Source organism: Candidatus Collinsella stercoripullorum (genome assembly GCF_027669965.1).
GTDB lineage: Bacteria > Actinomycetota > Coriobacteriia > Coriobacteriales > Coriobacteriaceae > Collinsella > Collinsella stercoripullorum.
The window spans coordinates 1-17,679 of the sequence record NZ_JAQECM010000003.1 but is presented as its reverse complement, the minus strand read 5'-3'; the positions used below and the strand labels follow the sequence as shown (position 1 = coordinate 17,679).

The window sequence follows — 17,679 nt, the reverse complement described above, 5'->3', positions numbered from 1 at the left end:
CCCCTCGACAGCGATGGGGCCGCCCGCATCCGCGGACGGCCCCCTGCTGAAACCCTGTGCCCGAACGGGCCCCGGCGGTCCCTAGAACGTCGCCTTCCACAGGCCGTGCAGGTTGCAGTACGCGTAGACCGTACCGCTCTTCACGCCGCCGGCGAAAAACGTCACGGGCGTCTGGCCGGGCTTGAGGTGATGGACCTCGAGGCGGTCGTCGGCCTCGAGCGCGACCCACTCGATGTAGTGGGCCTCCTCCATGGGGTGCTCCACCTCGCCGACCTGCACGCGGATGATGTGGCCGTCGCGCTGGACGTCCACGTAGGGGACGTGCTTCTCGGTCGCGGCGTCGACCGTGTTGGGATCGAGCGCCTCGAAGCCGGCGGGGGCGGCGTCCCCGGAGATGCCGGCCAGGAAGGTGTCGTCGTTCTTATAGAAGGTAGCCATGTATCTTTCCCTTCTCGTCGCGTATGTACGTGAGCCTATTATGCCCACGGCCGAGGTCGGCAAACATCGGCGGCCGTCTGCACGCGAACGCCACGATACGGGCGCGGCGGCGCTACTTCACCGTCAGGACGGGCACGTCGACCGAGCGGAGCACGCCGAAGCTCACCGAGCCGAGCATGCCGCGCAGGGCGCCCAGCCCGCGGCGCCCCATGACGACGAGGTCGATGCCGTGGCTCTCCACGTAGTCCGCGATCCCCTCGACCGCCGACGGAGCGACGACCGCGTTCACGTCCACCCGGCACACCGCGCCGTCGCGGGCGTCGGCGATGACGCGCTCCATGTCCGTGCGCATGCGCTGGACGAGCGCGCCCATCATCGCGTCGTAGTCGAAGCCGCCCATCGCGTAGGGGTCGTCGAAGGCTCCCCCGGAAAGCGAGGGCGCGCTGACCGCCCCCACCGAGACGACCGAGACCACGTGCACGCGGGCGTCGCCGTCATCCCCCACCATGCCGAGCGCGACGTGCAGGGCGCTTCGCGCGTGTTCGGACTCGTCATAGGGTACCAGCACGTTCTTGAACAACATCGGTGCTCCCTCCCTCGAGCGGATACGGCCTCACCGGCGTTATACCCGCCCGGGGCGCAGCGCGCCGCATATGCCGCCGCCGGCGGCTTACGCCCCCTGACCGGCTCCGTAGCGGCCGCGCATGGCGTACCACCCGTCGTGCTCGTCGACCTCCAGGGGCACGCCGAACAGGTCGGACATCGTCTCGCCGCGGAGCAGCTCGCGCTTGGGGCCGTCGGCGAACACCACGGCGTCCTTGATGAGCAGGACCCGCTCGATGGCCGGGATGATGTCCTCCGGGTAATGGGTGACGAGCACCACCGAGCGGCCCTCCTCGGCGAGCAGCCGCATGGTGTCGCGCACATGGTACATGCCCTCGGGGTCGAGGCCCGTGCACGGCTCGTCGAAGATGAGCGCCCGCGGGTCGCTCATGAGCTCGCGCGCCACGAGCACGCGGCGGACCTGACCGGTGGACAGCGTCATCACGTCGCGGTCGGCGAGCTCGGCGATCCCCAGGCGCTCGAGCGCGTCGAGGGCGCGTGCGCGCACGTCGCCGGTCGCCTCCACGTGGCGGGGCAGCCCCAGCGTGCCGAAGGCGCCGCCGCAAACGATGTCCGCCACCGGGAGGTGGACGCGCACCTGGTCGTGCATGGTGGCGCTTACGATGCCGAGCGCGCTCTTGATGTCGGAGAGCAGGGGCCGGGCCTGCCCGCGGAAGCGCACCGGCGCCTCCTCGCGGTGCAGGGGGAAGACCTCGCGGGTGAGCAGCTGGATGAAGGTCGACTTGCCGGCGCCGTTGGGACCGAGCAGGGCCACGTGCTCGCCCTCCGCCAGGTCGAAGCGGTCGACCGACAGGATGGTGCGGCCCGCGCGCACCACCTGCGCGTCGCGCAGGGAGAACAGCGGCGGCTGGGCGCTGCCCCGGCTTTCCTCGGATGTGTCCATGGCGGCCTCCTTGCGAACGCGGTCGCGCGGGCACGCCGACGGCGCCGCGCGTTTTTGCTACGATACTTTACTACGAAAGAGCGATCGCACACGAAAGAAGGCGCATACCATGGCCGAGATGCTCACCTTGGACGCATTCGAGCAGGCCTCCGAGAAGGTCCGCGAGGTCACGCAGACGACCGAGCTCGTCGAGAGCCCCCACTTCAGCCAGCTCACCGGCAACCGCGTCTTCTTCAAACCCGAGAACATGCAGCGCACGGGCGCCTACAAGGTGCGCGGCGCCTACTACAAGATCTCGACCCTCACGCCCGAGGAGCTCGGCCGCGGCATCATCACGGCGAGCGCCGGCAACCACGCGCAGGGCGTCGCCTTCGCCGCCACGCGCGCCGGCGCCAAGTCCGTCGTGGTCATGCCCACCACCACCCCGCTCATCAAGGTGGAGCGCACCAAGGGCTACGGCGCCGAGGTCGTCCTGCACGGGGACGTCTACGACGAGGCGTGCGAGCACGCCCTGGAGCTTGCGGCAGAGCACGGCTACACCTTCATCCACCCCTTCAACGACCCGGTCGTCGCCACGGGCCAGGGCACCATCGCCATGGAGATCATCCAGGAGCTCCCGCTCGTCGACACGATCCTCGTCCCCGTGGGCGGCGGCGGCCTCGCCTGCGGCGTGTCCACCTTCGCCAAGCTCTACAACCCCAAGATCCGCGTGATCGGCGTGGAGCCGGAGGGCGCGGCATGCCTCACCGCGGCGCTCGAGGCCGGCCGTCCCGTCAAGCTGCCGAGCGCCAACACCATCGCCGACGGCACCGCGGTGCTCGAATGCGGCGACGCCGTCTTCCCCTACCTGCAGGAGAACCTCGACGGCGTCATCCGCGTGCCCGACGAGGAGCTCATCGTCGCCTTCCTCGACATGGTCGAGAACCACAAGATGATCGTCGAGAACTCCGGCCTGCTCACCGTGGCCGCGCTCAAGCATCTGCCCGCCGAGAACAGGCGCGTCGTGTCGATCCTGTCCGGCGGCAACATGGACGTCATCACCATGTCGAGCGTGGTGCAGCACGGCCTCATCCAGCGCGACCGCATCTTCACGGTGAGCGTGCTGCTCCCCGACCGCCCGGGCATGCTCGTCAAGGTGGCCAGCGCCATCGCGGAGCGCAACGGCAACGTCATCAAGCTGGAGCACAACCAGTTCGTGAGCACCAACCGCAACGCAGCGGTGGAGCTGCGCGTGACCATCGAGGCCTACGGCGCGGAGCACAAGGCGCAGATCATCGACGCGCTGCGCGAGGCGGGCTTCGAGCCGCACGCGAGCCAGACCATGCTGTAGCCGAGTGCCGACGGGCCCGCCGGGGCGGGCACCGCGGCCGGGACGCCCGGACCCCTGGGCCGGCGCGCGGATTCCGCCGTCCGCTCGCCGGCCGATTGTTAACTTTCGTCGACTAAAGCGCCTCCGGGCACGATGACCCTTGCCCTTCGCCCCTGTGCTGTAGCATAGTAAAGCAACTCAGCAAATGCGACGACAGGGCGAGTACCGGACGTGCGTGCCACAGCGAGCGGGGACCGTGAGAACCCGCGGCGGACGGTCGGGAACACACCCTCGAGCAGCCCGGCTGAACGCGCGATGCCGCCGCGGGAGACCCCCGGCGCTGCGGCACGCGCAACTACGCCGCGCCGGACGCCCCCGTCACGGGCATCGATCGAGCAGCCGCCGTGCCCTCGCATTGCCTGATACGCAGTCGGACAGGAATCGAGGGACCATGCACCTGCGAAGCGATGCCATCAAGAAGGGGCTGGCGCGAGCGCCCCACCGCAGCCTCCTCAAAGCCGACGGGCTCACCGACGAGGAGCTCGAGCGACCGCTCGTGGCGGTCGTCTCCGCCCAGAACGAGGTCATCCCCGGCCACATCCACCTCCAGCAGATCGCCGACGCCGTCAAGGCGGGCGTGCGGCTGGCCGGCGGCACCCCGCTCCAGATCAACACCATCGGCGTATGCGACGGCATCGCCATGAACCATGAGGGCATGCGCTACTCGCTCACGAGCCGCGAGGTCATCGCCGACTCCGTCGAATGCGCCATCCAGGGGCATCAGTTCGACGCGATGGTCCTCATCCCCTCCTGCGACAAGATCGTCCCCGGCATGCTCATCGCCGCGGCGCGGCTGAACATCCCCACCATGCTCGTCTCCGGCGGCCCGATGCTCGCCGGCCGCGACAGGTGCGGGAGGCAGACGGACCTGAACACGCTTTTCGACGCCGTGGGGCAGGTCACCGCCGGCACCATGACCGAGGAGGAGTGCGCGTGGCTCGAGAACACCGCCTGCCCCACCTGCGGCAGCTGCTCGGGCATGTTCACCGCGAACTCGATCTGCTGCCTGGCCGAGGCGCTGGGCCTGGCGCTTCCCGGCAACGGCACCGTGCCCGCCGTGTTCTCCGAGCGCATCCGCCTGGCCAAGCGGACGGGCATGAAGGTCATGGACCTCGTGCGTGCGGGCACCCGCGCCCTCGATATCCTGAACGAGCGCTCCATCCGCAACGGCATGGTGCTCGACATGGCCTTCGGCGGCTCGACCAACACCATGCTGCACCTCACCGCCATCGCCCATGCCGCAGGCTGCCCCGTCTCCATGGACGACTGGGACCGCGTCTCGGACGAGACCCCCAACATCGTGCGCATCGCCCCCGCGGGCCCGCTGCATATCGAGGACCTGAACGCCGTGGGCGGCATCCCCGCCATCATCGGCGTGCTCGGCCGCGCCGGCCTGCTCGACGGGGACGCCCTCACCTGCCACGGGACGATGGCGGACTGGATCGCCTCCTGCCCCGAGCCCGACGGGGAGATCGTGCGCACCGTGGAGGGCGCCTACTCCCCCATCGGCGGGCTCAAGGTCATGCGCGGCAGCCTCGCGCCGGACTGCGGCGTGGTCAAGCGCAGCGCCTGCGCGCCGGACATGTATCGCCACCGCGGGCCCGCGCGCGTCTTCGACAGCGAGGAGGAGGCCTGCGAGGCCATCTTCGGCGGGCAGATCCGCGAGGGCGACGTCGTCGTCATTCGCTACGAGGGGCCGGCAGGCGGCCCGGGGATGCGCGAGATGCTCACCCCCACCTCCGCCATCTGCGGCATGGGCCTCGACCACTCCGTCGCCCTCATCACCGACGGCCGCTTCTCCGGCGCGAGCAAGGGCCCCTGCATCGGGCACGTGAGCCCCGAGGCCGCCGCGGGCGGCCCCATCGCCCTGGTCCACGAGGGCGACATCATCGACATCGACATCGAGGCCGGCACGCTCGAGCTGTGCGTGGAGGCCGACGAGCTCGAGCGCCGGCGCGCCGCCTGGCAGCCGCCCGAGCCCAAGTACACCCACGGCGTGCTCTCGCGCTACGCGAAGCTCGTCACGAGCGCAGACAAGGGGGCGTACCTCTCATGACGGACACCGACCGCACATCCGCACCCGCCGGCAGCCCGCGCACCCCGGACATGCCCGACGACATCCGCCAGTCCCGCTGCACGAGCGCCGCGGGCGCGCGGCGCGCCGAGCCGGTCGACATGAGCCGCGAGGCGCGGCTGGCCCGCAAGGCACGCGCCGCCTCCGGCGAGCCGTTCGGACCGGGGAGCGCCACCGAGCACGAGGGCGAGACCATGACCGGCGCGCAGGCGCTCATCGCCAGCCTCGAGGCCGAGGGCGTCGACACGGTCTTCGGCTACCCCGGCGGCCAGGCCATCAAGATCTACGACGCGCTGTACGACTCCACCAAGATCCGCCACATCCTCGCCCGCCACGAGCAGGCCGCGGTCCACGAGGCCGACGGCTACGCACGCGCCACCGGGCGCGTGGGCGTCGCGCTCGTGACGAGCGGCCCGGGGGCGACCAACACGGTCACGGGCATCGCCACCGCCTACATGGACTCGGTGCCCCTCGTGGTGATTTCGGGCCAGGTCACGCGCGGGGTCATCGGCACCGACGCCTTCCAGGAGGCCGATATCGTGGACATCACCATGCCCGTGGTGAAGCACAGCTTCCTGCTGCAGTCCAACGACGACCTCACCCGCACCATCCGCGAGGCGTTCTACATCGCCAGCACCGGTCGCCCCGGCCCGGTGCTCATCGACGTGCCGAGCGACCTCGCCGGCGAGCAGATGGTGTTCCACTACCCGGACTCGGTGGGCATCCCCAGCTACCGTCCCACCTACCGCGGGAACGCCAAGCAGGTCAAGCAGGCAGTCGAGCTCATCCGCGCGGCGCGCCGGCCGCTGCTCATGGTGGGCGGCGGCGTGGTGTCCAGCCATGCCTGCGACGAAGTGGTCGAGCTCGCCGAGACCATGCGGATCCCGGTGGTCACCACGCTGCTCGGCAAGGCCGCTATGCCCTGCTCCAACCCGCTCAACCTCGGACCGGTGGGCATGCACGGCTCCAAGTACGCCAACATGGCGGTGACCGAGTGCGACCTCATCATCGCCGTCGGCGCGCGCTTCTCCGACCGCGTGACCGGCAAGCTCTCCGAGTTCGCCCCCCACGCGAAGGTCATCCACATCGACATCGACCCCGCCGAGATCGGCAAGGTCCGCGACCCGCAGGTGCCCATCGTCGGCGACGCGCGCGCCGTGGTCGCCGCCATCAACGAGCGCATCGCGCGCATCGGGGCCGAACCGGTCGACGGGGACTGGGTCGACACCTGCTTCTCCTGGCGCGAGCGCTGGCCGTTCTACACCGCCGACTTCGCCGACTACCCCGACCGCATCGCCCCCGAGATCGTGCTGGAGAAGCTCTCCGCCAAGCTCGACCCGCACGCGAGCGTGGTCACCACCGAGGTCGGCCAGCACCAGATGTGGGCGCACCAGCACATCCATCGCGAGGAGTCGCGCACCTTCATCTCGAGCGGCGGCCTGGGCACCATGGGCTTCGGCTTCCCCGCGGCCATCGGCGCCAAGATCGGCAGACCCGACTGCCAGGTGGTCTGCGTCGCCGGCGACGGCTCCCTGCAGATGAACATCCAGGAGATGGCGACCGCCGTCGGCAACGGCGTGGCGGTGAAGGTCCTGCTGATCAACAACAACGCGCTCGGCATGGTCCACCAGTGGCAGCGCCTGTTCTACCACGAGCGCTACAGCTGCACCGAGTTCACCGCCAACCCCGATTTCGTCCTGCTCGCCGAGGCCTACGGCTGGGGCGCCGAGCGCATCACCCATCCCGACCAGGTCGACGGCGCCCTCGACCGGATGCTCGCCGCGGACGGCCCCTTCCTGCTCGACGTGGTCATCCCCACCGCCCAGACGGTCTACCCCATGGTGGCCCCCGGCGCGGCGATCGACGACATCATCGGCGCCATCGACGTCACCCTCGGCGGCGTCCGCGTGACCGAGAAGGGCATGAGCCCGGCCGGCGAGACGAGCGGCGCCATCGCGCATCCCCTGCCGCTCACCGACGACGACGCGGACGCGCACGTGGCGGGCGCGACGGCGGACACCGTCCTGGACGAGTCCGCCCGGAAGGGAGGTGAGTGACGTGAAGTACATCCTGTCCGTCCTCGTCGAGAACAAGCCCGGCGTGCTGTCGCGCGTGACCGGCCTCATCTCGCGCCGCGGGTTCAACATCGACTCGCTCACCGTGGCCCCCACCGAGGACCTCACCATGAGCCGCATGACGATCATCGTCGACGCCGACGAGGTCGCCTACGAGCAGCTCACCAAGCAGCTGCACAAGCTCGTCTCCGTCTACAAGATCTCCGACCTCACCGACACCGACGCCATCGAGCGCGAGCTCGTGCTGTTCAAGGTGATCGCCCCGCCCGACCGGCGCCACGAGATCATCGAGATCGCCAACATCTTCCGCGCGAACATCGTGGACGTGGGGAAGAACTCGCTCACGGTGGAGGCGACCGGCACGGCAAGCAAGCTCGACGCCATGGAGGACCTGTTCCGCAGCTACGGGATCCGCCAGCTCACGCGCACCGGCAAGATCGCCATGAGCCGCGGGGCGAGCGACCGCTAGCGCGGCCCCGGGCGCCGTTCGGGGCCGGCTGGGACTTTCGGGGACGGGGTCATTTTTACCCATGTCCCACGGAACGCCGGCGACACGGCGCCCATCGGAAGATGGGTAAAAATGACCCCGTCCCCGAAAGTCCCCCAAAGTCCCGGGCGTGCCTTCCCTACCAGGTAACACCAGCCACGATCAACTAAGGAGAAACGCATGGCTGTTACGATCTACTACGAATCCGACTGCAACCCCGAGGTCATCCAGGGCAAGAAGGTGGCCATCATCGGCTACGGCTCCCAGGGCCACGCCCACGCGCTGAACCTGCTCGACTCCGGCTGCGACGTGCGCGTCGGCCTGCGCGAGGGCTCCAGCTCCTGGGCGAAGGCCGAGGAGGCCGGCCTCAAGGTGGTCGACATGGACACCGCCGCCGAGGAAGCCGACGTCATCATGATCCTCACCCCCGATGAGACCCAGCCCAAGGTCTACGAGGAGCACATCAAGGACCACCTGAAGGCCGGCGACACCCTCGCGTTCGCCCACGGCTTCAACATCCACTTCGGATACATCGTGCCGCCCGAGGACGTGAACGTCATCATGTGCGCGCCCAAGGGCCCCGGCCACATCGTGCGCCGCCAGTTCACCGAGGGCTCCGGCGTGCCCGACCTGGCCTGCGTGGCGCAGGACGCCACCGGCGACGCCTGGGATATCGCGCTCGCCTACTGCTGGGGCGTGGGCGGCGCGCGCTCCGGCATCATCAAGGCCACCTTCAAGGAGGAGACCGAGGAGGACCTGTTCGGCGAGCAGGCCGTGCTCTGCGGCGGCCTCGTCGAGCTCGTGAAGGCGGGCTTCGAGACGCTCACCGAGGCCGGCTACCCGCCTGAGCTCGCCTACTTCGAGTGCTACCACGAGATGAAGATGATCGTGGACCTCATGTACGAGAGCGGCATCCACTTCATGAACTACTCCATCTCCAACACGGCCGAGTACGGCGAGTACTACGCGGGGCCGAAGGTCATCAACGAGGAGAGCCGCGCGGCCATGAAGCAGATCCTGGCGCGCATCCAGGACGGCTCCTTCGCCCAGGAGTTCGTGGACGACTGCGCGAACGGCCACAAGTGGCTGCTCGAGCAGCGCGAGAAGATCAACGAGCACGAGATCGAGAAGACCGGTGAGAAGATCCGCTCCATGTTCAGCTGGATCAAGAAGTAGCCGAGCTCGCTCGACTCCGAGAGCCCCACCTCGGTGCCCCGCACGGTATCCGCCGCGCGGGGCACCGTCATGTATGGCGCAGGATGCCGCCGGCTCGGGCCGGCGCGAAACCGAGTGCGCACCGCAGCGCCCGGCAGCAGCCCGGCTCGCCTCAGAAGAACGAACGGATGCACTCGGTGATCGCGGCCATGGTACCGGAGTCGGCATCGAGGTGGTCGACCACCTCGGGCTGCCGGAACTCCAGGTCGTACGCCCGGATCTGCTCCGTCACCACCCGGCCGTGCACGCTCAACCCCTCAGGAAGCTCGATGTGGAGCGGAAACGCGTGGTCCGACGAGGTGATGGGGCACAGCAGCGCCATAGACGTCGACATGTTGAAGAAATCCTCGCTCACCACGAGCGCCGGCCGGGAATATGCAGGCTCGTGCCCCACCGGGTCGGAATACCTGTTGACGACGATATCGCCCTTTCGGTACAGCACCTACCACATCTCCTTCCCGACGGGACCGCCCCAGCCCTCCCAATAATCCACCCGGTCCGGCACCGAACCGTCATACCCCTCGAGCAAGGTGCGGATGGTATGCGCCCCGACAGGGCGGGCGCGCAGCTCGCCATCGACGACCTGGAGGTTGAGCTTGTCACCCGGCTTCAGGCGGAGGTCCTCGCAAACCGATTTGGGAAGAACGATTCCCTGGCTGTTTCCCCATTTCGTCAGCGTAGATGTCAGCATGGCCAACCGTCTCCCCATATCGAGCGTCGGAATGTTTAGACTCAGTATAACCTCATGTCGCGGCATCAGTCCGACCTCCTTCACGACGGCACGGCATCCGGCGAAAGCCGTCTCGACGAACCGTGCATCCCGCCTCGCTCGATTCGTACGGAGACCCGAGCCCTCTGCGATCGTTTCACCCCCTTCCCGTCGCAGGCGAGCAGGCCCCGTGAGACATAGGGATATCACCCTGTCCTGTACGGAAATCCACCGGTCGCTGACAAGATCTTGAACGTACGACGGCACAGAGCCGAACGAAATCCGACACCGCGCCGTCAGCGCAGGTAAAGATGGAAACGGTTCATGCGCGCGACGGGGCGCAGTCGCGCTACGCGACCGAGCTCCACGGCAAAACCTCGCAAAGGAACACAAACGATGAGGCCGCGTACTCGAGGCGACGGCCAGCCGGCCCGCCCGCACCACTTTTCGTGACGCGATACTCTGTTGCGTTCGTGTTCAGCTTCCTGGCACGATTTCACCGTTTGGGGGAGGGTGCTCCGGGCAACCGGCGGGCAAAGGGTCGGATACAGAGGCTTCCGGCGCATCGGAAGGGCATCCGCGGCCCGTGGAATACCACGCCGGAGCCTCCATGACCCATCACCCGACAAAAACCTGACGGGCGAAGGGGCCTGGAGGCGGCACCGAGCGAACGTGGGAGGCCGTTGCATGATCGACACTCCCCCAAACAGCGTTTTCGTGCCAGGAATCGGAAAACGAACGAAAAATCGGCGCCCGCGGCGGCAGGGCGACGCGCTGAGGCAACACATGCGGGAGACGCGGCGACGAACCAGGGCGGCGAATGCGAGATTCAAGGAGGGCAGAGCGCGATCGGAGCACGCGACCCCCGGGGGACCTCTACCGCGCCCGCTCGCATCCCGACGGCGCCGTCCCCGAGCGCCCCGAATGCGGATGCGGCCGCCCCCCACCGAAGGAAGCGACCGCACCGATCCGTGCCCTATAATCCCGACAGCGCCGGCGCCGGACCCGCCGGCGCTACACCACGGTGACGCGGCCGCGGCTGCCGACGATGCCCTTGACCTCGGCGAGCAGCGGGATGCTGCGGGCGTTCACGCGCACGGGGATCTCCGCGCGCATCGTCTGGCCGTCGTTCTGCTCGATGAACAGCTCGACGCGGTCCCCGCCGGGGTTGGTGGACAGCACGGTGGCCAGGCGGGCCATGTTCCCCTGGGAGAACCGAGAGCTCGGCACCATGATCTCGAACACCTTGGGGCGGTTGTTCTCCTCGGACAGCTCGAGCGGCAGGATCTCCTGCGCGATGATCTGGTCGCCGCGGTCGGACCGCTCGAGCTTGCCGCGCACGCGGATGAACGCGTCGGACAGCACGGCGCCCGTCTCGGGGTCCGTCTCGCCGTACAGGCAGCTCTCGCACTCCTTGTAGGTCTTGGGGAACACCACGACCGTGGCCTCGCCCTCCATGTCCTCCATGCGCACGATGGCCATGGGGTCGCCGTTCTTCGTCACGCGCTTGGAGACCTCGGCCACCATGCCGGCGAACCAGAACGGCTTGCCCTCGGGAATCTCCTGGTTGACGGTTCCCTCGCCCGTGGGGCTGGCGATCTCGAACCCGGTGTCGATCTGGGACAGCGAGTACTCGCGCGACTTGGCGAGCGCGTACTCGAACGGGCGCAGCGGGTGGTCGGACACGTAGATGCCCAGCACGTCGCGCTCGGCGGACAGCTTCATGTGGCGGTCCCATTCCTGGCCGTCCGGCTCGGGCACGACGACCTCGAAGCCCGACCCCTCCACATCGCCGAACACGTCGAACAGCGAGGTCTGCCCCGCGGCGCGGTCCTTCTGGCGCTTGACCGCGGCGTCGATGATGTTCTCCGGGTTGTTCTTGTCCACGAAGCTCATGAGCTGGCGGCGCGGGTAGCCGCTGGCGTCGAAGGCGCCCGCCTTGATGAGCGCCTCGATCACGCGGCGGTTGGCCTGGCTGGAGTCCACGCGGTCCACGAAGTCGTGCAGGTTCTTGAAAGCGCCGCCGCGCTCGCGCTCCTCGATGATCGCGTCGGCCACGCCCTCGCCCACCCCGCGGATGCCGGCGAGGCCGAAGCGGACGCCCTCGGCGGTCGCCGTGAACTCGCGGCCGCTCTCGTTCACATCGGGCGGCAGGACGGGGATGCCGTCGTGCCGGCACGCGGAGACGTAGTGCACGATCTTCTCGGTCTTGCCGGTGTAGGAGGTGAGCACGGCCGCCATGTACTCGTGCGGATAGTGCGCCTTCAGCCACGCGGTCTGCATGACCAGGATGGCGTAGCCCGCCGAATGCGACTTGTTGAACGCGTAGGACGCGAACTCGAGGACGTCGTCCCAGATGCGCTGGGCGGTCTCGCGCTTGTAGCCGTTGCGCTCCGCGCCGTTCATCCAGTGGTCGTAGATGGTCTCATCCTCGCCGTCCGACCAGTTGAAGACCTGCTCGGTGAGCATCTTGATCTTCTTCTTGGCCACCGGCTTGCGGATGCGCGAGTCGGACTCGCCCTTGGAGAAGCCGCACATCTCGACCGAGATGTTCATGACCTGCTCCTGGTAGACCATGGTGCCGTAGGTCTCGCCCAGGATGTCGTCCAGGCGCGGGTCGTAGGAGACGGCGGGCTCCTTGCCGTTCATGCGGTTGATGTAGGACGAGACCATGCCCGCGCCGAGCGGGCCCGGGCGGTACAGGGCGATCAGAGCGACCACGTGCTTGTACTCGGTCGGCTTCATGTTCTTGATGGTCGCGGTCATGCCCGCGGACTCGATCTGGAACACGCCCGCGGTATGGCCGGCCTGCATGAGCTCGAAGATCTTGGGGTCGTCGAAGGGGATCGCGTCCACGTCGATGTCGATGCCGTGGTTCGCCTTGATGTTGGCCTTGGCCTTGGAGATGACCGTGAGCGTGCGCAGGCCCAGGAAGTCCATCTTGAGCAGGCCCATGTCCGCCACGGTGTGGCCTTCGTACTGGGTGATCTCCACGCCGCCCTTGGTGTCGAGCTTCGTGGGCACGTGCTCGTTGACCGGGTCGCGGCAGATGAGGACGGCGCACGCGTGCACGCCCTCGCCGCGCGTCAGGCCCTCGATGGCGAGCGCCGCGTCGATGATGCGCCGGGAGTCGTCGTCCTTCTGATACGCCTCGGCGAAATCGGGGTTGTAGAGGTCCTCCTTGCCCTCGACGCGGGTGAGCACCTGCTTGAGCTTGACGGAGGGGTCGCTCGAGATCATCTTTGACAGGCGCTGGCCGATGTAGACCGGGTAGTCCAGCACGCGCGCGGCGTCGTTGATGGCCTGCTTCGCCTTGATGGTCGAGTAGGTGATGACGTGGGTGACCTTCTCGGGGCCGTAGAGCTGGCGCACGTGCTCGATGACCTCGAGGCGACGCTCATCGTCGAAGTCCATGTCGATATCGGGCATCTCCGAGCGCTCCGGTGAGAGGAACCTCTCGAACATGAGGCCGTTCGACAGCGGGTCGAAGGTGGTGATGTCCATGGCGTAGGCGACGAGCGCGCCCGCCGCCGAGCCGCGGCCCGGGCCGACGCCGATGCCGTTCTGCTTGGCCCAGCGCACGTACTCGGCCACGATGAGGAAGTAGGCCGCGAAGCCCTTGTCGCAGATGACCTTGTACTCGTACTCGAAGCGCTCGCTGATGGAGACGCCGCCGATCACCTGGTCGCGCCAGTCCTCGCCGTAGCGCTTGGCCAGGCCCTCCTCGCACTCGCGGCGGAACTGGCTCTCGTGGGTCTCCCCCTCGTCGAGCAGCGGGTAGCGGGGCAGGATGATCTTGCCCCACTCGAGCTCCACGTTGCACTTCTCGGCGATCTCGACCGTGTTGTCGCACGCCTCCGGGCAGTACGGGAACAGCGCGCGCATCTCCTCCTCGGTCTTCATGTAGAACTCGGAGCCCTGCATGCGCATGCGGTTGGGATCGTCTACCTTGGAGTTCATGCCGATGCACATCATGATGTCCTGCACCGGCGCGTCGTCGCGCGTGAGGTAGTGGAAGTCATTGGTGGCGATGACCTTGACGCCGACTTGGTTGGCGATGTCGATGAGCTGGCGGTCGAGCTGCTCGTCGGTAAGGCCCGAATCGGTGGTGATGCCGTGCTCCTGGATCTCGATGTAGAAGCTGCCGGGCTCGAACAGGTCGCGGAAGGTCTCCGCCCAGCGCACCGCGGCGTCGAGGTCGCCGCGGTCGATGCACTTGGGGATGATCCCCGCGATGCACGCCGAGCTGGCGATGAGCCCCTCGCGGTGGCGGCGCAGGTTGTCCAGGGTGACGCGGGGCTTGTAGTAGAAGCCGTCGACCGCGGCCTCCGAAACCGTCTGCATGAGGTTCACGTAGCCCGTCTCGTTGCGGGCGAACAGCACCATGTGGTAGAGCTCGGGCTTGCGGTCGCGTGCGAGCGTATCGTCCGGGGTGAAGTAGACCTCGCACCCGAAAATGGGCTTGATGACGAGCGGGGGCTTGGTGGCGTCCAGGCTGCCGGAGCGGTCCCACTCCTCCATGTCCCGCTGGAACTGCGCGTAGCCGCGCGGGTTCTTCTCGGGGTCGGGGACCTCGAGCTCGTCGCGGCGCCCCTTGGTCAGAAACGACTTGTCGTGGCTCCACACCTTGTACTCGGGCGTGCCGTGGTTCACGGCGTCGCAGGCGAGGCCCAGCTCGGGCACGCCGTACATGTACCCGTGGTCGGTGATGGCGACGGCGGGCATCCCCAGCTCGACGGCGCGGTTCACCATGTCGCCGATGCGCGTCGCGCCGTCGAGCATGGAGTATTCGGTGTGGTTGTGCAGGTGGACGAACGCCATAGGCCGATATGCTCCTCGGATCTCTCACGTGCTTGCTGAAAAGCATTCTACCGCACGGCGCGGACACGGCGCCGCGGGCGGAAGGGCGCCCGCGGCGGAATGGGTTGGAACGAACCCGTCCCCAACCGACCCCTCCCAGCGCGATGGGATGAAACGAACCCGTCCCCAACCGACCCCTCGGCTACTCGATGTAGACGAGCTCGTCCATCTCGTCGATGGGCCACATGGGGCGGAAGATGCGGCGCAGCGGGATCTTCTCGTAGATCTGGTCGGTGGGGCCGCCGGTGAGCGCCATGACGTGGTAGGCGGTCTCGGGGATTAGGTAGGTGTCGAGATAGCCCATCTTGACGACGACGATGTCGTAGTCGTGGAAGTCGACGCCGGCCGCGGCGAACTGCTCCATGTGGCCGTACTGGACGTTGCGCGGCATCACGAGGACGTCGAGCCCCGTGCCGTCCACGGTCACGATGCAGGCGGGCCCCACGGAGTGCTCGCGCACCCCGACGCCGAGCGTCGCCTCGCCGCGCACGGACAGCACGCCGGAGATGGCCACGGGCTCGGACACCTCGTCCTCGCCCACGCCGAGCATGAACTCGACGCGGTCGCCCACCGCGCGGTCGCTCAGCATCTCGCAGGATGCGGGGTCGTTCACGCCGGCCACGAGCACGCGCTTGCCGCGCAGGTCGGCGGCGAGCAGCTCGCGCACCATGACGGTGCCGTAGCCCGTGGCGCCCGCGCCGCAGTTGTCGCCCGAGTCGGTGATCACGGCCGTCTTGCCGTCGAAGGCCACGGCCTGCGCGACCGCGGTCGCGGGGTCGCCGTAGTTGCCGCCGAAGGTGAACTCGGCGCGATGGTCCCACGCGTAGCGCGCGATGCGGTCGGCCACCTCGGCGCAGTGCCCCGCGTCCTCGGGGCGGTTGGGCACGACCACCACCGCGGCGCCGAGCTTGTCGTCGTCGTGGCGCAGGTAGCCCACGTGGTAGGAGCCGGAGAAGACGCGCTCGTCGGCCTCGGCCTCGTCGAGCAGGCGGTTGATGGAGCGCATGGGCTCGTTGGCCGACACGCTGCGCTCGCCCTCCACGATGATGGGAAGCTTGCGCACGATCGGGTGCATGGGCCGGCGGTCGCGCATGAGGTCGATGAGCTTGGCCGCGACGGTCCGCCAGGTGTCGACGGTGTCGATGTGCGGGGACTCGCGGTAGCAGCGCAGGATGTTGGTGTAGGAGGCGAGCTCCGCCGTCACGTTGCCGTGCGGGTCGAGCGAGACCGCGATGGGAAGGTGCACGCCGGTGACGGTGCGGATGCGGCGCAGCAGGTCGTGCTCGCCGGAGACGCAGTCCAGCCCGAGCACGCCGGAGGCGCCGTGCAGCTGGAGGTAGATCGCGTCGATCTCGTGCAGGTGGGCACGCAGGTCGTCGAGGATTCGGCCGCTGATGAAATCGTAGGCCTCGCGCTCGATCATGCCGCTCGGGTTGATGCCCGCGTAGAGCGACGGGACGATCTCGATCCCCGCGCCCTCGAAGACGTCGCGGACGCGCATGGCCTCGATGCAGTCCTCGCCGTACAGCAGCTTGAAATCGGACAGCTTGGCGTCGCGGGTCACGCGCTCGTTGCACTCGGCGGACATGTGGGCGACGAATACCTTCATGGTGCTCCTCTCGGACGGGATCGGCCGAGCGCCTATCCTAACGCGTCGGGCGCGGAGCGGCGCGCAAACAGAGCAAAACCATAGGGAGAACGAAAACCGGGGACGGGCAGGGCGCGGGGCGGGGCGGGGGGCGCGCTCGGCTGGAGGCGCGCTACCCCCGGAAGGGAGCGCCCCGCCCCGGGAAGCCCGGTTTCCCCTGTCTCAGGGTGAAACCGGGCTTCCCGGGGTTGGGCGAGGCGTCCCTGGGGCATGCCCCGGCGTTTCCGGGGCAAGTGCCCGGCATCCCGGGCACGGTGCGGCGTCGTCGGGGCAGGTGCCCGGCCTCCCGGGGCACGGCGCTGCACCCCGGGGCGGGGAGCAGCGCCGCGGGGCGCGGGTGGTTTCAGATGGGACGGGAGACCGGCCGAGCCGTCACAGACGGTAGGTGACGGCCTGGGGCTCGCCGGGGTTCTCGGAATCGGGGACCTCGACGCGCACGAAGCGCAGCTCGACCTCGGCGAACCCGGCGCGGTGCAGCACGTCGGCGTACACGCGGGCCTGCAGCGCGTGCTTCTCGCGCAGCCGCTCGGGCGTCTCATCGGGGCTCCCGCCGGTCTTGTAGTCGATGACGAGCGCCGCGCCCGGATGCGACGGATCGGTCGCGAGCGCGTCGATCGCCCCCTCCGCATAGGCGCCGAACCGCGCGCGGACCTCTGCGTCGTCCAGGCCGACGGAGAAGAACGGGACCTCGGCGCGGACCTGCGGCCATGCCATGAGCTCGGCACGGGCGCGCGAGGCCTCCCAGCGCGCGAGCGCCGCCTCGAGCCGCACGCGCTGGGCGGGCGTCACGCCCCAGTAGCGCGCGAGCGCGTCGACGCGCTCCGCGGGCACGGTGTCAGCGCCCGTCTCGATCAGCCACTGCGCGGCGGCATGGAAGGCCGACCCGAGCGCGGTCGGATCGCCGTCGGCGCCCCGCGTGGCCGGGTCCGACGCGGCCACGGCGATCGCGGGCGCGGCGGTCGCGGCTCCGACCCCGTCGACCTCGACCACATCGGTGACGCAGGCCGCGACAGGCGACAGCTCCACCCCGGACCCCGGGACGGGCTCGTCGGGGACCGCGGCGGCGTTCAGGGCGTCCACGGCATCCGATCCGGCGGCGCGCGCCGGGGCGCGGTCCTCCGGATCCGCATGGAGCTCCGCGGACAGCGAGGTGTAGCTGTAGGAGTCGCGCGGGGGGCGGGGGGCGGGCGTCACGCGGGCGCGCGCCTCCTCCGGGTACACGAGCGTGAACGAGTCCGGGACGTCGTCCGCCGGCCCCGCGGCGGACCGGCCGTCACCGTCCACGTCGACCGCGAGG

At 68.9% G+C, this 17,679-nt stretch carries 13 protein-coding genes; 5 read left to right on the top strand and 8 right to left on the bottom strand.

Annotated elements, in window-relative coordinates:
• Positions 1-81: 81 nt before the first annotated feature.
• The 3 genes from PHA29_RS01345 to PHA29_RS01335 form a co-directional block, all read right to left on the bottom strand.
• On the bottom strand, positions 82-438 hold the full coding sequence (locus tag PHA29_RS01345) for a desulfoferrodoxin family protein (RefSeq protein ID WP_270403630.1): 357 nt from the start codon (positions 436-438) through the stop codon (positions 82-84).
• A gap of 112 nt (positions 439-550) precedes the next feature.
• The gene (locus tag PHA29_RS01340; protein ID WP_270847663.1) at positions 551-1,021 is read right to left on the bottom strand and encodes a universal stress protein; all 471 of its coding nucleotides are present in this window, start codon (positions 1,019-1,021) and stop codon (positions 551-553) included.
• 87 nt (positions 1,022-1,108) lie between these two features.
• Positions 1,109-1,945 carry an ABC transporter ATP-binding protein gene (locus PHA29_RS01335; RefSeq protein ID WP_270847661.1) on the bottom strand — a complete coding sequence of 279 codons (837 nt, stop codon included), beginning with the start codon at positions 1,943-1,945 and terminating at the stop codon, positions 1,109-1,111.
• A gap of 109 nt (positions 1,946-2,054) precedes the next feature.
• On the opposite strand from PHA29_RS01335, the gene ilvA reads away from it, so the two are divergent.
• The 5 genes from ilvA to ilvC all read left to right on the top strand — a co-directional run bounded on the left by ilvA (position 2,055) and on the right by ilvC (position 9,126).
• Complete coding sequence (ilvA, locus tag PHA29_RS01330; protein WP_270847659.1) at positions 2,055-3,275, top strand: threonine ammonia-lyase; 1,221 nt, start codon at positions 2,055-2,057, stop codon at positions 3,273-3,275.
• Between the two features lie 430 nt (positions 3,276-3,705).
• The gene (gene ilvD, locus PHA29_RS01325; RefSeq protein WP_270574194.1) at positions 3,706-5,370 is read left to right on the top strand and encodes a dihydroxy-acid dehydratase; all 1,665 of its coding nucleotides are present in this window, start codon (positions 3,706-3,708) and stop codon (positions 5,368-5,370) included.
• Positions 5,367-7,445, top strand: coding sequence for a biosynthetic-type acetolactate synthase large subunit (gene ilvB, locus PHA29_RS01320; protein WP_333491372.1), 2,079 nt, complete (start codon positions 5,367-5,369; stop codon positions 7,443-7,445). The genes ilvD and ilvB overlap by 4 nt, the downstream gene beginning before the upstream one ends.
• Entirely contained in the window at positions 7,438-7,932 is a 495-nt protein-coding gene (gene ilvN / locus PHA29_RS01315; RefSeq protein ID WP_270403639.1) for an acetolactate synthase small subunit, read from the top strand. The genes ilvB and ilvN overlap by 8 nt, the downstream gene beginning before the upstream one ends.
• A 198-nt stretch (positions 7,933-8,130) precedes the next feature.
• Positions 8,131-9,126, top strand: a complete 996-nt coding sequence (gene ilvC / locus PHA29_RS01310) for a ketol-acid reductoisomerase (RefSeq protein WP_270574195.1) — start codon at positions 8,131-8,133, stop codon at positions 9,124-9,126.
• A 151-nt stretch (positions 9,127-9,277) separates the two neighbouring features.
• Here the strand turns inward: ilvC and PHA29_RS01305 are convergent, their stop codons facing one another.
• From PHA29_RS01305 to PHA29_RS01285, 5 genes are all read right to left on the bottom strand, one after another.
• Complete coding sequence (locus tag PHA29_RS01305; protein ID WP_270403642.1) at positions 9,278-9,607, bottom strand: type II toxin-antitoxin system PemK/MazF family toxin; 330 nt, start codon at positions 9,605-9,607, stop codon at positions 9,278-9,280.
• On the bottom strand, positions 9,608-9,856 hold the full coding sequence (locus PHA29_RS01300; protein ID WP_270403644.1) for an AbrB/MazE/SpoVT family DNA-binding domain-containing protein: 249 nt from the start codon (positions 9,854-9,856) through the stop codon (positions 9,608-9,610).
• 1,032 nt (positions 9,857-10,888) lie between these two features.
• Complete coding sequence (gene dnaE / locus PHA29_RS01295; protein ID WP_270847656.1) at positions 10,889-14,695, bottom strand: DNA polymerase III subunit alpha; 3,807 nt, start codon at positions 14,693-14,695, stop codon at positions 10,889-10,891.
• Positions 14,696-14,876: 181 nt separating this feature from the next.
• A complete protein-coding gene (locus PHA29_RS01290) occupies positions 14,877-16,343 on the bottom strand; it encodes a M81 family metallopeptidase (RefSeq protein ID WP_270847654.1) in 1,467 nt (488 codons plus the stop codon).
• A gap of 411 nt (positions 16,344-16,754) precedes the next feature.
• Positions 16,755-17,679: PD-(D/E)XK nuclease family protein (locus tag PHA29_RS01285; RefSeq protein ID WP_270847652.1), on the bottom strand; the 925-nt coding region annotated here is incomplete at its 5' end.

Coding starts and splice junctions, on each gene's coding strand:
- PHA29_RS01345 (WP_270403630.1), bottom strand. CDS start 438: ATGGCTACCTTCTATAAGAACGACGACACCTTCCTGGCCGGCATCTCC.
- PHA29_RS01340 (WP_270847663.1), bottom strand. CDS start 1,021: ATGTTGTTCAAGAACGTGCTGGTACCCTATGACGAGTCCGAACACGCG.
- PHA29_RS01335 (WP_270847661.1), bottom strand. CDS start 1,945: ATGGACACATCCGAGGAAAGCCGGGGCAGCGCCCAGCCGCCGCTGTTC.
- ilvA (WP_270847659.1), top strand. CDS start 2,055: ATGGCCGAGATGCTCACCTTGGACGCATTCGAGCAGGCCTCCGAGAAG.
- ilvD (WP_270574194.1), top strand. CDS start 3,706: ATGCACCTGCGAAGCGATGCCATCAAGAAGGGGCTGGCGCGAGCGCCC.
- ilvB (WP_333491372.1), top strand. CDS start 5,367: ATGACGGACACCGACCGCACATCCGCACCCGCCGGCAGCCCGCGCACC.
- ilvC (WP_270574195.1), top strand. CDS start 8,131: ATGGCTGTTACGATCTACTACGAATCCGACTGCAACCCCGAGGTCATC.
- PHA29_RS01300 (WP_270403644.1), bottom strand. CDS start 9,856: ATGCTGACATCTACGCTGACGAAATGGGGAAACAGCCAGGGAATCGTT.
- dnaE (WP_270847656.1), bottom strand. CDS start 14,695: ATGGCGTTCGTCCACCTGCACAACCACACCGAATACTCCATGCTCGAC.
- PHA29_RS01290 (WP_270847654.1), bottom strand. CDS start 16,343: ATGAAGGTATTCGTCGCCCACATGTCCGCCGAGTGCAACGAGCGCGTG.